Source organism: Streptococcus infantis, from assembly GCF_047464215.1.
Classification (GTDB): Bacteria; Bacillota; Bacilli; order Lactobacillales; family Streptococcaceae; genus Streptococcus; species Streptococcus infantis_P.
Map to the genome: position 1 here is coordinate 84,634 of NZ_JASHCG010000009.1, position 16,729 is coordinate 101,362.

A 16,729-nucleotide genomic window follows, 5' to 3' on the forward strand; every position below is an offset into this window, starting at 1 on the left:
CACCAGAATTGGCAGGCGCTATTAAAAGTGCAGAGGCAGACTTTGTTTCAGAGACTAAAGTGGCTAAGTCCCAAGTTCTCGAAGAAACTTCTTCAAAACCAGTAGAAACTAAAAATTCTACAGTAGAGGAGAAAAGTACCACCGTAGAAAATGCTTCTACAGAAGTAGCTCCTACTGAGACCAATGCAGTAACAGAACCTACGAAACCAGCTGAAGTAAATGGAACGGTGGAAAAAGCTGATACATTCACGACGGATAAACCTGCAAGTAAAGCAGAAATTGATGCTGCAAAATCTCAAGTAGCTAAAAAAGAATATACGGTATTTCCAAGACCTCAAAAGGTTACTTATGGCGATGGCGTCACTGCTCTAGAAGGAAAGGTAAATCTTGTCTTTAGCGATGGCTTAGATATTTATACACGTAACCGTGCCAAAGAAGTTCTCCAAGCTAGTAATGTGTCTTACACTACCAGTACAAAAGCTACAGAAGGGGCGACCAACATTTTCCTTGGAGTGCGTGGGAAAGCTCCTCTGGCAGAAAAAGATGTCCAAGATATTTCGTCTGGTCTATACGATAAAATTGATGCCTATGTCTTGCGCGTGAAGGACAATAAAATTTCGATCGTTGGAAAGGATACGGATGCTGTCTTCTTTGGACTAACAACCTTGAAACAGATGCTGAAGGAGAGTCCTGTCCCAGTTCTTCGCGATGTGACAGTAGAAGACTATGCAGAAGTGAAGAATCGTGGCTTTATCGAAGGCTATTATGGAAATCCTTGGACTAAGGAAAACCGTGAGGAGTTGATGCGCTATGGTGGCGACTTAAAGCTAACTCAGTACTTTTTTGCGCCAAAAGACGATCCCTATCACAATGCTAAATGGCGTGAACTCTATCCAGAAGAAAAAATGGCAAAGATTCGTGATCTAGCTCGTGTGGGGAATGAAACAAAGACTCGCTATGTATGGACCATCCATCCATTTATGCATAACAAGATGCGTTTTGACACGGATGAATTATATAAACAAGATTTAGATGTCATTAAAGCGAAATTCACCCAATTGCTGGATGCAGGTGTGCGTGAATTTGGGGTTCTAGCTGATGATGCGGCCTGGCCTGTTGGTGGCTACAATAGTTATGTTCGGTTAATGACTGACCTGACAAATTGGCTAACTGAACAAGAAACAAAATACAGTGGCCTTCGTAAAGATATGATTTTCGTTCCAGCCTGGTATATGGGACAAGGGACAGAAGATGAACTTCGTACGCTCAACGAACGCCTTCCAGAAACGGTCCATTTAACTCTAACAGGAGGAAAAGTTTGGGGTGCAGTTGACCAAACCTTCCTAACAAATTTGAAGAAGAATTTGACAGAAGGTGGCAAGAAGTATCGTCCGATTCATTTCTGGATCAACTGGCCTTGTAATGATAATACCAAGCAACACTTGATTCTGGGTGGTGGTGAAAAATTCTTACATCCCAATGTTGATTTGTCCTTGGCGCAGGGCATCATGCTAAATCCGATGCAACAATCCGAAGCTTCAAAGGTAGCCCTCTTTGATGTGGCTCAGTATGGTTGGAAACAATGGAGAAGTGCGGAAGAAGCTGAAAGAATCAATGATATGGCCTTTAACTATGTGGTCAATGGAAATTTTGAGGAAAGTGATGTATCAAAAGCCTTTCGTGAACTTGGTAAGCATATGCGCAACCAAAACCGTCCTCCCCATGTCACAAAATTGGAAGAATCTGTTGAGCTTGCACCTAAATTGACAGACTTCTATAATAAATTGAAGGCTGGTCAAAACGTAGACGCAGAGAGAAAAGAATTAAAGGGTATCTTTGCAAACTTGAAGGCTGACGCCCTCCTTCTGAAAGAAAAAGGGGACAAGAAGCTTATTGACCAAATCCACTACTGGTTAGATAATACAGTGGACCAGATGGATGCTTTAGAAGCCTTGCTGACAGCGACAGAAGGTCTGGCTGAAAAGAATGATGCTAAAGTATGGGAACATTACTATGCTGGGGTTAAGTATTACGATCAGTCCATTAGTTATTCCTTCTTCTATGTAGACCATTATGAACGGGCAGAGTTTGGAGTGCAACATATTCGTCCATTTATCAATAACTTAAAAGAATATTTGGCAACGCATATCCAGACCATGCTTCATCCAGATAAACTTGTGACCACCTTTATTACCAACCGTGCGGGGATAGAAGGAGGTCTTGCAGAAGTAACAGATGGCGACTTGGATACTCATGCGATTGTCAAGACGACAACCGTTATTGAACGAGATGATTATGTAGGACTTCGTTTCAATAAAGCCATCAAGGTTCATACTCTTGCTTTTGCCACAGGAACAAAGACAGCCGATAATTATACCTTTGGAAATGCCCTTGTCGAGTATCAAAACGAACAAGGGGACTGGGTAGCTCTCACAAGTCCAGCCTACACAGGTCGCGAACGGACACTTGAATTTAAAGACCTTGATATTAAGGCTCAAGCAGTTCGCATGCGTGCGACAGCTAAGAAGGATAATGCTTGGCTTGCCATGCGTGAAATTGCCGTCAATAGACCGCTCGAACTTGGAAGCAAAAAGGTAAAGGGGACCATTACCCTAAGTCCAAACCTAGTTTACAAATATGGAACCAGTGTGCTTCAAATGCAAGATGGCAAAGATAACACCGAATCTATGATGGCTCATGCCAATCAAACAAATGTGACTCCAGAAAATGCTTGGGTTCAAATGGACTTGGGTGGATCTAAGAAAGTAAAACATATTCATCTAGTTCAAGGGGAAGGTGACAAACTAGCAGCTGGTGTCATCGAATATTCTACAGACGGTACAAACTGGAAGACCCTTCAGACCTTAACTGGGGATCGGATTTCAGATATTAGCCAGAACTTCACAGCACAATACGTTCGTATCCGTAATACACAAGTTCTCAGCAAATGGTGGAGAATTGCGGACTTTACAGTTGACGTCGATACACCAAATACTGATTTGACCGTCACCAATGTTGACAGCTTGAGGGAAACGCCAGTAGTGGACAGCCGTGGTCGTTATGAAATGATCTTACCTCAAGGGAATAATATTCCAGCAAATGGCTATCTTGGTTTGAAATTGGACCGACTCCATGAAGCTAGTTCAATTGCACTTGAAGGTGCAGGTGAAACAGGTTTGACACTGGAATATTCGGCAAATGAAGTGGAATGGATGACCGCTGACCAACTTCCAGAACACGCCTTGGTGCGCTATGTACGTATCGTGAACAAGACAGATAAGGACCAAGCGCTTCCTACTGGAAAATTAGTCGTTAAGACAAAAGAAGTGGACCCAACTGAACTCTCATCAACCACTATGGGTATTCACCAATATTATGGTGCTAATGATGTTCGTCGCGTACACAACCTTGGTCAACTGTTTGATGGGGACTTTAATAATTTTGTAGAATTTTCTGATTACCAACGTAAAAACGGGGAAATTGTCATGAAACTAGGCACCACTCGTCAAGTCAAGAAGATTCGTGCCTATATTCAGGATGCTCAGCGTAATTATTTGCGTGATGGGAAGATTCAAGTCAGTGAAGATGGTAAGAATTGGACGGATGTTGTAACAGTCGGAGATGGTGTGGAAAATGAAATTCGAGATAATTCCTTGACCGACGGCTGGACACATGATTCTGCAAACCCAGGAAATCGTTATATTGAAGGTATTCTGGATCAACCTGTAACTGCTAAGTTCATGCGTGTTCTCTTTACAGCGGATTATAATGCTCGTTTTGTAGGATTTAGCGAAATCGTGATTAATGATGGTGAATTTATCAATCCTGAAAATAATCCTACAGTGACAGGAACTGGTAGCGAAGAAGCGGATAACCTGGAGAAAAATATGACTGACGGTAATGTATTGACTAGCTATGCAGCTACTGAAGATAAAGGAGAGCTTGTTTATCATTTATCTGAAGAAACCAAGGTCAATCATGTTCGATTGATTGCTGACTTGCCAGAAGGTGCAAAAGTAAATGTCCAAGTTCGTACCTTGAATGATGCTGGTGAATCAGTATGGAAAAATTTGGGTGAAGTAAGATCAAGTTTCCAAACCTTTGCCCTTTCAGGAAAAAATCCACGGATTCTCGATGTAAAAGTTTCTTGGGAAGGTGGAGAACCAGAGTTCTACGAAATGACTACTTTCTATCAAGAGGTGGGAGACGATCCAGCACCGACAATAAGTAAAGGAGACGATCCAGCTCCAGTGGTAGAAGTGCCAGAATTTGATGGTGGCGTCAATGCAGTAGAAGCCGCTAAGCATGAGTTACCAGAATACACAGATTCAGTTGGCACAGTAGGTGAGGATCCAGCTCCTGTAGTAGAAGTGCCAGAATTTGAGGGCGGTGTTAACGCAGTAGAAGCAGCTAAACATGAGTTGCCAGAATACACAGATGCAATCGGTACAGCAGGTGATGATCCAGCACCAGTAGTAGAAGTCCCAGAATTCAAGGGTGGTGTCAATGCAGTAGAAGCCGCTAAGCATGAGTTACCAGAATACACAGATGCAATCGGCACAGTAGGCGACGAACCAGTTCCAGTAGTAGAAATCCCAGAATTCAAGGGTGGTGTCAATGCAGTAGAGTCTGCTAAGCATGAGTTGCCAGAATACACAGCTGTAATCGGCACAGTAGGCGACGAACCAGCTCCAGTAGTAGAAATCCCAGAATTCAAGGGTGGTGTCAATGCAGTAGAAGCCCCTAAGAACGAAGTCTCAGAATTTACAGGTAGCGTTAATGCAGTAGAAGCCGCTAAAAACGAGTTACCAGAATACACAGGAACATTGGCTACAGTGGGAAATGAGCCAGCTCCAAGTGTGGAAAAACCAGCTGCAGAGGTTCAAATCTTATCTGATAAGGAAACTGGAGTTCTGGTAGCAGGACTATCTCAAGACTTGGATGCTAATCTCAAGCTTCAAGTTCAAAAGGTTCTACGCCAAGAATTAGCTGGTAAACACTACGATGCTTATCAAGTGAAATTGCTGGATAAAGATAACCAAATGGTTGATCCAAAAGGTGCAGTTCTAGTGAGATTGCCAGTCAAGGGTCAGGTTCAAGAGGTTTATCACATGAGCTTAGATCAAGGCTTGCAGGTTCAAAAGGTAACGTTAGTAGGTGACACAGTTGAATTTGTCACCAAAGATCTAGGACTTTATGCGATTGTCTATAAAGAACAAAATCAAGAACCAGTAGAATTAGCTCATGGAGAGGTTTCTGGAAATAATCCAGGAAAAGCAAGTGCAGCAAGACTTCCAGAAACAGGTGAAAGTCGATCTGATACAGCTACCTTCCTAGCAAGTCTCAGTCTTGTTTTATCAGTAGCTCTACTAACAGTTAAACGTAAAGAAAAATAAGGCTGATAACTTCCAGCTCTAAAAAAGCTAATCGTTATAAATGAAGAGGCTGAGACAAAAGTCCTAGCCTCTAAATTGTCTTTGGATTGTCGAGCAAGACGCAGTGATTGAGTGGGCTCTACTACGCTGATTTCATCAGCTTTTACAGCCCTACTCAACTGTGCGGAGGTGGGACGACGAAATCGAATTCTAACGAATTACCGATTTCTGTCCCACTCTCTTTATTAATTGGGTAGTGAGGTGTATAATGAAAGTAAGAGAATGTGAGGAGAAGGACTATGATTGTAAAAGTTTGTAATGCAGATTATAGTCTTCAGTGGGATGGAATCTATCAATTTGCTCTTGAAAACTATCCTCAGATTCAAGAATGGGAATTGGAGAAGCTAGCAAAGTTTATTGCTTACGAACAGAACCATCATCGTCAGACCATTGTGGAATGTGAGAATCATGAATTAAATAGACGAATTCATGATTACTTGCAAGAGCATAGCTATTTTCCTCCGTACAGACCAAGTCATCGCCTTGTAGCTTCTACCTATGATATTCAGAGGAAGTTGGTTACTTCAAATTATTGTAGTCATACTTGTACAGTTGAGGTGGCTCAGGCTATTTTTCAGACTGGAAAACTCATGTCGGCGGTAAAAGTATTTGGTAAAAGTGGGGCTGAACTAGTTACAGATAGTCGTAATGCAGCTTCTGATCCAGCAGACTATTTTGACTATATTATGTTCGGATGGTCTAATACGACTTCGGGTTACCGACTGGCTATGGAGCGTTTGTTAGGACGGGCACCGTCTGAGGAGGAATTACAAGAAAAGTTCATTCCTGGCGTTAGTTTTCATTTTCTGTATGAAGAATTAATTCAAGCACCAGGTTATATGTTTGATGGCTATCATGTTGCGAAGGTAAGAGATAGTTTAGATTTGGATACCTTTCTTCATTTGTGTGTTATTCCTTCAAAAGATAAGTCTTGTTTTGAAGGTTTGATTCCTTGTCAATTACAAGATAGAGTGATTTACCTAGACTATGAGGGAGAAGGGTTACAGGCTTGGAATACTAAGGTTAATCAAGTACTACATGGTAAGGATAAGTTGAAGGAGTAGTGTATGAAAGAGATTGATCAAGCTCTACTAAAAAAAGTAATCATCGAGCGTCCTCGTTCTAGTCATAAGGGAGACTATGGTCGTCTTCTCTTGATTGGGGGGACGTATCCCTATGGGGGAGCCATTATTATGGCTGCCTTAGGGGCTGTTAGAAGTGGCGCAGGATTGGTGACAGTAGCGTCGGATAAAGAGAATATTCCAGCTCTACATAGCCATCTTCCGGAGGCTATGGCTTTTGACCTAGATGATAAGCAATTGCTTGAGCAACAGTTGCAGAAGGCTAGTATTGTCTTGGTTGGACCTGGACTAGTGGATGATAAGCGTGGAGAAAAGCTACTTCAAACAGTCTTTCATCATTCAAATCAAGACCAGACTCTCATACTGGATGGTGGAGCCCTATCCATTTTAGCGAAGACGGGAATGAAATTTCCTAAAGCTCATCTTGTTTTAACTCCACACCAAAGGGAATGGCAAGTCTTGTCAGGCTTAGATTTGGATTCCCATGGAACCGAGGAAACAGGAGAGGCTTTGAAGAGATTCCCTTTAGGAACGATTTTAGTCCAAAAAGGTTCTGCGACTCGAATCTGGCAAGCTGGTCAAGCTGATTTTTATCAGCTGGAAGTTGGAGGTCCCTATCAGGCGACTGGAGGAATGGGAGATACCTTAGCTGGGATGATTGCCGGTTTTGCAGGCCAATTTCCCCAAGCAAGTCTCTATGAAAGAGTGACAGTAGCGACTTATTTACATTCAGCAATTGCCCAAGAACTGGCTGAGGATAATTTTGTAGTTCTGCCAACCACGATCAGTCAACATATCCCAGCCTTTATGAAGAAAATACAAAAAGACACCTGAGGTTTTCAGGTGTCTTTTGACTATTAGAAGAGGCCTTTGACCTTATTTACAAGACCGTTAAGTCCTTCTGAGCCTGAAACCAAAGCTTGTGCTTGGTTAAGATACTCACCGAGTTGATCCTTATTTTCTTCGACAAAGGTTTTTGCTGCAGTCAAATCTTTTTTCTCGATTAGCTCTTTTACTTGATTAAACAGATCTAATGGGTTCATGATGTCACTCCTTTTCTACACTTCTATTCAATCATTTTTTGAAAAAACTTGCAAGAAACTTGACTCTTCAAATCAAGTTCAGGGGTGTCAAATGGTGCAAATTTTGATATAATTTTTAATGATGAATTTTAGAAATGATCGGTACGTTGTCGTGGATTTAGAGGCGACCAGTACCGGAAGCAGGGCAAAAATTATCCAAGTGGGAATCGTGGTCATTGAAAATGGCGAGATTGTTGACCAATTTGCAACGGATGTCAATCCCCACGAACCCTTGGATTCTCATATCAAAGAATTAACGGGCTTGACCGACCAGCGACTAGCAGAGGCACCAGAGTTTCCTCAGGTGGCTGGAAAAATTTTTGACTTGGTCAAGGACGGTGTTTTTGTTGCGCACAATGTTCAATTCGATGCTAATTTATTAGCAGAATTCCTCTTTTTTGAGGGCTATGAATTGCGTACTCCCCGTATCGATACAGTCGAGTTGGCTCAGGTGTTTTATCCTCAACTTGAAAAATACAATCTGGGGATTCTCTGTCAAGAGTTGGGAATTTCACTAGAAAAAGCCCATACTGCTCTATCAGATGCTCAGGCAACAGCAGAGCTCTTTCTCTGTATGCGTCAAAAAATGTTTCAACTGCCTAAAGGCTTGTTGGAACGCTTGTTAAACTTGTCAGATGGTTTATTATATGAGTCTTATCTAGTCATTGAAGAAGTTTATCAGAAGCAGTCAATCCTTGCAGAACATGATTTGGTTGAGGTGCAAGGTATATTTTTAAGAAAAGAAAAATCAGTCCTTTCTCCACGAAAACTTTCCAAGGATTTTCAAACCAATATTGCCTTGTTGAATTTGGAAGATAGACTTCCGCAAGCTAGCTTTGCTCAGAAGGTTCAAACTTTTCTACAGAATGAGAAGCTTGCCTTTGTTCAGGCTCAGACGGGGATCGGAAAAACCTACGGCTATTTGTTGCCCGCTTTATCACTAGAAAATGAAAAAGGAATTCTCCTTAGTGTTCCGACTAAAATCTTGCAAAATCAAGTCATGCAAGAAGAAGCTCGTAGATTGGAAGAGGTCTTTCACCTTTCGATTCATAGTCTGAAAGGACCACAGAATTATCTTAAACTGGATGCCTTTCATCATGCACTAGAGGAAGAAGAGTCCAATCGCTTGTACACACGTTTCAAGATGCAACTTCTAGTTTGGTTGACCGAAACAGAAACTGGAGATTTAGATGAGATTGGACAGCTCTATCGCTACCAGCAGTTTTTACCAAATCTAGTACATGATGGGAACCTTCCCAAAGCTTCTCTCTTTTGGTTGGAGGATTTTTGGAGACGGGGGCAGAAAAAAGCTCGCTCTTGCCAGCTACTTGTGACCAATCATGCTTATCTCGTTACCCGACTTGAGGATGATCCCAGTCTACTAGAGGGCCGTCTCTTGATTTTGGATGAGGCCCAGAAGATCTTACTAACTTTGGAAAGTCTTTTACAAAAGAGTTTCATTTTAAACGACATAGTAGACCAGCTAGATCAAGCCTTGGTTCGCGAAAAAGGGATGCTTCAGAGACGCTTGATGGAGAGTATTCGCTTTGAGCTTTGTCACTTGATGGATCAGTTCCTATCTGGCAAACGAAGAATGTGCCCGACGACTACAATAGCACAACTCCAACAGGATTTCTCTGAGCTAGACGTTCAAGGTTTCCAGGACTATCAGCGCTTTTTCTGCACTGATGGAGAATTTTGGCTATCAGCCTCAGACTTGTCTAGCAAGAAGGTTGTCATTTCTTCCAGTCGCAATCAACGTCTGCTCTTTTCTGAAATTTTTCCAGAGACTTGTCAGCTATTAGCTGTCTCTGCAACCTTGGAAATTAGTAGCAGAGTATCTTTACCAGAACTAATGGGATTCTCGCATGCAGCTTTTGACAGACTGGATGAGAATTTTCAAGAAAATCAAGAAATTTTGGTCGTTAAGGATTTTCCATTGGTGACAGAAACCTCTCAAGAAGACTATGCTCAAGCTCTCGTAGAATTGCTGGAAGATTTGTCCTATCTTGAGGAACCCATGCTCGTTTTATTTACTTCAAAAGACCTTTTGTTGCAGGTATCAGCCTCTCTATCTCTTTCTCATCTAGCCCAGTATAAGAACGGAGATCCTGCTCAACTCAAGAAACGATTTGAAAGAGGAGACTCTCAACTCTTACTAGGGACAGGAAGTTTTTGGGAGGGAGTTGATTTTGCGACTCATCCTCGAGTGATTGAAGTGGTGACACGCTTGCCCTTCCAAAATCCAGAAGATCCCTTTACGAAAAAAATGAATCAGGAACTCCGCCTTGAAGGGAAAAATCCTTTCTATGACTATCAACTTCCTATGGCTATTATTCGCCTCAAACAAGCGATTGGTAGAACCATGCGTCGTCTTGGACAGCGCTCATCTGTCCTTATCTTGGATAGCCGAATGACAAGCAAGCGATATGGAAAGCAGATTAGCAAGGCCTTGTCACAGACTAGTCGAGTGAGAGAAGTTGGCAAAGAGCAAGTATTCTCAAAAGTTCAAGAATTTTTACACAAAAAATAAAATAAACATCTGAAAGAATGAAGGAGACCTTTATGAAACGTTCTCTCGACTCTCGAGTCGATTATAGTTTGATTTTACCAGTATTTTGTTTGCTGGTGATTGGAGTTGTGGCTATTTACATAGCTGTCAGTCATGACTATCCACATAATATTTGGCCAATTCTCGGTCAGCAACTAGCATGGATCGTCTTGGGAATTATCATCAGCTTTGTAGTCATGTTCTTTAATACAAAATTTTTATGGCAGGCGACTCCCTATCTTTATGCCCTAGGTCTAGCCCTTATGGTTTTACCCTTGATTTTTTACAATCCTAATTTAGTGGCAGCAACAGGGGCTAAAAACTGGGTGTCAATTGGAGGAGTGACACTTTTCCAACCTTCCGAATTCATGAAAATTTCCTATATTTTGATCTTGGCTCGGGTTGTTGTTCAATTCACACAGAAACACAAGGAAAGTGAACGAACGATTCCTTTAGATTTCCTCTTGATACTGTGGATGATTATCTTCACGCTGCCAGTCTTAGGTTTACTGGCCCTGCAGAGTGACTTAGGAACGGCCTTGGTCTTTGTCGCAATCTTTGCGGGACTGGTCTTGCTTTCTGGAGTATCATGGAAAATCATCATTCCAATTTTTGTAACAGCTGTATCGGGAATTGCAGGATTTTTGGCAATTTTCATCACAAAAGATGGGCGTGCTTTCATACATCAAATCGGGATGCCAACCTATCAGATTAACCGTATCCTTGCTTGGCTCAATCCATTTGATTATGCACAAACGACCACCTATCAACAGGCCCAAGGGCAAATCGCCATCGGTAGTGGAGGCTTGTTTGGTCAAGGATTTAATGTATCCAATCTCCTCATTCCCGTTCGTGAGAGTGATATGATTTTTACAGTCATTGCAGAAGATTTTGGTTTTATCGGATCTGTCCTTGTAATTACACTTTATCTCCTACTTATCTATCGAATGTTAAAAATCACTCTGAAGTCCAATAACCAATTTTATACCTACATTTCAACTGGATTTATTATGATGCTTTTGTTCCATATCTTTGAAAATATCGGTGCAGTGACAGGCCTCCTTCCTCTGACAGGGATTCCTCTCCCATTCATTTCCCAAGGGGGATCGGCCATTATCAGTAATCTGATTGGTGTTGGTTTGCTTCTATCGATGAGTTATCAAACGCATCTAGCCGAAGAAAAGAGCGGTAAGACAAGATTTAAACGTAAGAAAGTTGTTTTGAAAAAAGTTAAATAAGGAGTAAATCATGGCTAAAGTAGCAGTTATCTTAGCAGAGGGCTTTGAAGAAATCGAAGCCCTAACAGTTGTGGACGTATTACGTCGTGCCAATATTACTTGTCATATGGTTGGTTTTGAAGACCGAGTGACGGGATCACATGCCATCCAAGTACAAGCAGATCGTGTGTTTGATGGTGATTTATCTGACTACGACATGATTGTCTTACCAGGAGGTATGCCAGGTTCAGCTCACTTGCGTGATAATGAGCAATTGATTGCTGAACTTCAAAAATGTGAGCAAGTTGGTAAAAAAGTAGCAGCCATTTGTGCAGCACCAATTGTACTGAATCGAGCTGGTCTCCTCAAGGATAAAGTGTTCACCTGCTATGATGGTGTCCAAGAGCAAATTACTGATGGCCATTATCGAAAGGAAACAGTAGTTGTCGATGGTCAGTTGACTACCAGTCGCGGTCCAGCAACTGCCCTTGCCTTTGCTTATAACTTAGTAGAACAACTTGGTGGAGATGCAAATGCTTTGAGAGCAGCCATGCTCTATCGTGATGTGTTTGGAATAGATTAACTAAAACGAGAGGAATCTATCAATTAGGGGATTCTTCTCGTTTTTTACTGTTAAAATAGAAGGAAATCGTCGCTTTTTTGATAAAAAAATGCTATAATGAAGGGTATGAAATATCACGATTACATCTGGGATTTAGGTGGAACTTTACTTGATAATTATGAGACTTCGACCGCGGCTTTTGTGGAAACGTTAGCTCAATTTGGAATCGAAGAAGAACATGATAAAGTTTACAATGCCTTGAAAGTGTCAACTGCTTTTGCGATTGACCAATTTGCCCCAACAATAGAGCATTTTTTAGAAAAATACAAGGAAAACGAAGCGCGAGAGCTTGAACATCCTGCCTTGTTTGATGGAGTACCTGATTTATTGGAGGAAATCTCAGACCAGGGAGGACGGAACTTTTTAGTTTCGCATCGCAATGACCAAGTTTTGGATATCCTTGAAAAGACTGGTATTGCTGACTATTTTACAGAAGTAGTAACAGCTAGCTCTGGTTTTAAGAGAAAACCAAATCCAGAGTCTATGATCTATTTGCGAGATAAGTATAAGATTAGTTCTGGTATCGTTATTGGTGATCGACCTATAGACATTGAAGCTGGACAAGCAGCAGGCTTAGCGACGCATCTCTTTAAAAATATCGTGACATTGAGACAAGTATTAGACATGTAAGAAAAAGGAAAAAAAGAAAAAGGGAAAAAATGACAGAAGAAATCAAAAACCAACAGGCACAGGATTATGATGCCAGTCAGATTCAAGTTTTGGAAGGTCTGGAAGCCGTTCGTATGCGTCCTGGAATGTATATCGGATCGACTTCAAAAGAAGGTCTTCACCACCTAGTCTGGGAAATCGTTGATAACTCTATCGATGAGGCCTTGGCGGGATTTGCTAGTCATATTCAGGTCTTTATTGAGCCAGATGACTCTATTACGGTTGTTGATGATGGACGTGGTATCCCTGTTGATATTCAAGAAAAGACAGGCCGTCCTGCCGTTGAAACTGTCTTTACCGTTCTTCACGCTGGAGGTAAATTTGGCGGTGGCGGTTACAAGGTTTCAGGTGGACTTCACGGTGTAGGTTCATCGGTTGTAAATGCCCTCTCAACTCAGTTGGATGTTCGTGTTCATAAAAATGGAAAAATCCATTACCAAGAATACCGTCGTGGACATGTTGTTGCTGACCTTGAGGTGATTGGAGATACAGATAAAACAGGTACAACCGTACACTTCACGCCAGACCCAGAGATTTTTACAGAAACAACAACTTTTGATTTTGATAAATTAAACAAGCGGATTCAGGAGTTAGCCTTTTTGAACCGTGGTCTTCAAATCTCTATCACTGACAAGCGTGAGGGACTTGAACAAACAAGACACTACCACTACGAAGGTGGGATTGCGAGTTACGTTGAGTATATCAATGAAAACAAGGATGTCATTTTTGAAAATCCAATCTACACCGATGGAGAAATGGATGACATCACAGTTGAAGTAGCCATGCAGTACACAACTGGTTACCATGAAAATGTCATGAGTTTCGCTAATAACATTCATACACATGAAGGTGGAACGCATGAACAAGGATTCCGTACAGCCCTAACCCGTGTCATTAACGACTACGCTCGCAAAAACAAACTCCTAAAAGATAACGAAGATAATCTAACAGGTGAGGATGTCCGTGAAGGATTGACAGCGGTAATCTCGGTTAAACATCCAAATCCTCAGTTTGAAGGACAAACGAAAACTAAACTTGGAAATAGTGAAGTTGTTAAGATTACTAACCGCCTCTTTAGTGAAGCATTTTCAGACTTCCTAATGGAAAATCCACAGATTGCTAAGCGTATCGTTGAAAAAGGGATTCTGGCGGCTAAGGCGCGTGTAGCAGCCAAGCGTGCGCGTGAGGTTACTCGGAAGAAATCTGGTTTAGAGATTTCAAACCTTCCAGGGAAATTAGCAGATTGTTCCTCAAACAATCCAGCTGAAACTGAACTTTTCATCGTCGAAGGAGATTCAGCGGGAGGTTCTGCAAAGTCCGGTCGTGACCGTGAATTCCAAGCAATTTTACCAATTCGCGGTAAAATCCTCAACGTTGAAAAGGCCAGCATGGATAAAATCCTTGCCAATGAAGAAATCCGTAGCCTTTTCACAGCTATGGGAACAGGCTTTGGTGCTGAATTTGATGTTAGCAAGGCCCGTTACCAAAAACTCGTTATCATGACGGATGCCGATGTCGATGGAGCTCACATCCGTACCCTCTTGTTAACCTTGATTTATCGTTATATGAAACCCGTTTTAGAAGCAGGTTATGTTTATATCGCTCAACCACCAATTTACGGTGTTAAGGTCGGCAGTGAAATTAAAGAATACATCCAACCTGGAGCAGATCAAGAAATCCGTCTACAGGAAGCCTTAGCTCGCTATAGTGAAGGACGTTCAAAACCAACTATTCAGCGTTATAAAGGTCTTGGAGAAATGGATGACCATCAACTTTGGGAAACAACCATGAACCCAGAACATCGTCTTATGGCGCGTGTATCAGTTGATGATGCTGCAGAAGCAGATAAAATCTTTGATATGCTCATGGGTGACCGTGTAGAACCACGTCGAGAATTTATTGAAGAAAATGCTGTTTACAGTACGCTTGACGTTTAAAAAAATTTGGAAATAGTTCCCATGGTTTGAAAAATATGATATAATCATTACAATTGTTTCAAGTATAAAAAGGAGTTTGATATGTCTGATAATCTGTTGATTATTATTATGATTGTAATCGCGGCTCTTCTGATCATTGCTTATGTTGTAGCGATTTTGTTACGCAAACGAAATGAAAAGAGGCTCGCAGTACTAGAAGGAAGAAAGGAAGAGTTGTATAACCTTCCAGTTAACGATGAAGTAGAAGCTGTTAAGAATATGCATCTGATTGGTCAAAGTCAGATTGCATTTAGAGAGTGGAACCAAAAATGGGTAGACTTATCCCTCAACTCATTTGCAGATATTGAGAATAATCTCTTTGAAGCAGAAGGGTACAATAATTCATTTCGCTTCTTAAAAGCTCAACACAAAATTGATCAAATTGAAAGCCAGATTACCCTTATCGAAGAAGATATTGCTTCCATTCGAAATGCTTTGGCAGATCTAGAAAAACAAGAATCAAAAAATAGTGGTCGTGTCTTGCATGCTTTAGATTTATTTGAAAGCTTACAGAAGGCGGTCGCAGAAGATTCTGAGAAATATGGTCAAGCGCTTCCTGAAATTGAAAAACAATTGGAGAATATCCAATCAGAATTTTCTCAATTTGTGACGCTAAACTCTTCAGGAGATCCAGTTGAAGCAGCAGGAATTTTGGATAATGCTGAAAACCATATTCTCGCTTTGACACATATCGTAGAGAGAATTCCAGCAATTGTTACTAAACTAACGACTGAACTCCCTGATCAACTTGAAGATCTGGAGGCTGGCTATCGTAAGTTGCTTGATGCCAACTATCACTTTGTAGAAACTGACATTGAATCACGTTTGCAGTTATTGTATGAAGCATTGAAGAACAACCAAGAAAATATTAAAAAATTGGAATTGGATAATGCTGAATATGAAAACACTCAGATTCAAGAAGAAATCAATGCTCTCTATAATATTTTCACACGAGAGATTGCTTCACATAAGGTTGTTGAGAACTTGTTAGCAACACTTCCAACCTATCTTGACCACTTAAAAGACAACAATCAAGTCTTGGTGAAAGATATTGAACGCTTGAACAAAACTTACTTGATGTCTGAGAGTGATGTAAATCACGTCCGTCGTCTTCAAGTGGATTTGGATTCCCTAGAAGTTACAGTTAGTGATTTGACTTCAGAACAAGAGGAATATTCTGAAGCTTATTCTGTATTAGAAGAACGTTTAGAAAATGTTCAAGCTACATTAAAAGAAATTGAAGATGATCAAGTTTCAGTTAGCGAACGTCTGGTACAAATTGAAAAAGATGATGTTAATGCTCGTCAAAAGGCAAATGTTTACGTCAATCGCCTCCACACGATCAAGCGCTACATGGAAAAGAGAAATCTTCCAGGAATACCACAGAACTTCTTGAAATTGTTCTTTGCAGCTAGCCACAGTACCGAAGACTTGATGGCAGAGTTAGAACAGTCGCAAGTCAACATTGAGTCTGTCAACCGTATTTTAGAAATTGCAACTCACGATATGGAAATTCTGGAAACAGAAACATACAGCATCGTACAACATGCTACCTTGACTGAACAATTACTTCAATACTCTAACCGCTACAGATCATTTGATGAAGGGATTCAACAAGCCTTCCACGAATCTTTAGAAATCTTTGAAAATGCCTTTGATTATCAAGCATCTTTCGAAAAGATTTCCCAAGCTTTGGAAGTTGCTGAACCAGGGGTAACAAATCGCTTTGTTTCCTCATATGAAAAAACAAGAGAAATCATTCGATTTTAATTAAGAAAAGGCGGTGGGAAAGAAATCGGTAGACAAAGTCTCGATTTCGTAGTCCCAGCCCCGCGAAGATGATTAGGAGTTTTTGGAGTCTAAAAGACGAACAAAAAGTCCAATCAGCTACCGCGTCAAAGTTTGATTGCAAATAAAAAGTGAGGTAGGGATCTTTTGTCCCAACCTCTTTCTTTTACCTTTCTTTTCTGGCTCTTTGTCAACTGTAGTGGGTTGAATAAAAGCTAACATCTGGAGAGGACAATCGTTGTCCTCTCCATTTTTATATTCAGAGCGATGAAAATTCGTTTCTTAAAGTTGTCAAAGTTCCTAAAAC

The 16,729-nt window shown here is 41.1% G+C and carries 9 protein-coding genes and 1 pseudogene; 9 read left to right on the forward strand and 1 reads right to left on the reverse strand.

Translation table 11 applies throughout. The features are described 5' to 3' along the window. Positions 1-167: 167 nt before the first annotated feature. The 3 genes and pseudogenes from QM469_RS06755 to QM469_RS06765 form a co-directional block, all read left to right on the forward strand. Positions 168-5,396 (forward strand): annotated as a pseudogene (locus tag QM469_RS06755) (SIALI-17 repeat-containing surface protein); the annotation flags it as partial. Positions 5,397-5,674: 278 nt separating this feature from the next. Continuing rightward, entirely contained in the window at positions 5,675-6,499 is an 825-nt protein-coding gene (locus tag QM469_RS06760) for a phosphate ABC transporter ATPase (RefSeq protein ID WP_414276346.1), read from the forward strand. Positions 6,500-6,502: 3 nt separating this feature from the next. Next, entirely contained in the window at positions 6,503-7,351 is an 849-nt protein-coding gene (locus QM469_RS06765; protein ID WP_414276348.1) for an NAD(P)H-hydrate dehydratase, read from the forward strand. Between the two features lie 23 nt (positions 7,352-7,374). Here QM469_RS06765 and QM469_RS06770 read toward each other — a convergent pair whose 3' ends face one another. Continuing rightward, positions 7,375-7,560, reverse strand: a complete 186-nt coding sequence (locus QM469_RS06770; RefSeq protein WP_414276349.1) for a hypothetical protein — start codon at positions 7,558-7,560, stop codon at positions 7,375-7,377. Positions 7,561-7,678: 118 nt separating this feature from the next. On the opposite strand from QM469_RS06770, the gene QM469_RS06775 reads away from it, so the two are divergent. From QM469_RS06775 to ezrA, 6 genes are all read left to right on the forward strand, one after another. Next, complete coding sequence (locus QM469_RS06775; protein ID WP_414276350.1) at positions 7,679-10,132, forward strand: bifunctional DnaQ family exonuclease/ATP-dependent helicase; 2,454 nt, start codon at positions 7,679-7,681, stop codon at positions 10,130-10,132. Positions 10,133-10,164: 32 nt separating this feature from the next. Next, a complete protein-coding gene (locus QM469_RS06780) occupies positions 10,165-11,388 on the forward strand; it encodes an FtsW/RodA/SpoVE family cell cycle protein (protein WP_153225409.1) in 1,224 nt (407 codons plus the stop codon). Between the two features lie 10 nt (positions 11,389-11,398). Further along, complete coding sequence (locus QM469_RS06785) at positions 11,399-11,950, forward strand: DJ-1 family glyoxalase III (protein ID WP_248034594.1); 552 nt, start codon at positions 11,399-11,401, stop codon at positions 11,948-11,950. A 105-nt stretch (positions 11,951-12,055) separates the two neighbouring features. Next, positions 12,056-12,619 (forward strand): HAD family hydrolase, encoded by a 564-nt coding sequence (locus QM469_RS06790; protein WP_414276351.1) that lies wholly within the window; start codon positions 12,056-12,058, stop codon positions 12,617-12,619. A 29-nt stretch (positions 12,620-12,648) separates the two neighbouring features. Continuing rightward, positions 12,649-14,595: a DNA topoisomerase (ATP-hydrolyzing) subunit B gene (gyrB, locus tag QM469_RS06795; protein WP_248034596.1), complete on the forward strand. Its 1,947-nt coding sequence runs from the start codon at positions 12,649-12,651 to the stop codon at positions 14,593-14,595. 81 nt (positions 14,596-14,676) lie between these two features. Next, entirely contained in the window at positions 14,677-16,404 is a 1,728-nt protein-coding gene (gene ezrA / locus QM469_RS06800; protein ID WP_414276353.1) for a septation ring formation regulator EzrA, read from the forward strand. The last annotated feature ends 325 nt before the right edge of the window (positions 16,405-16,729 follow it).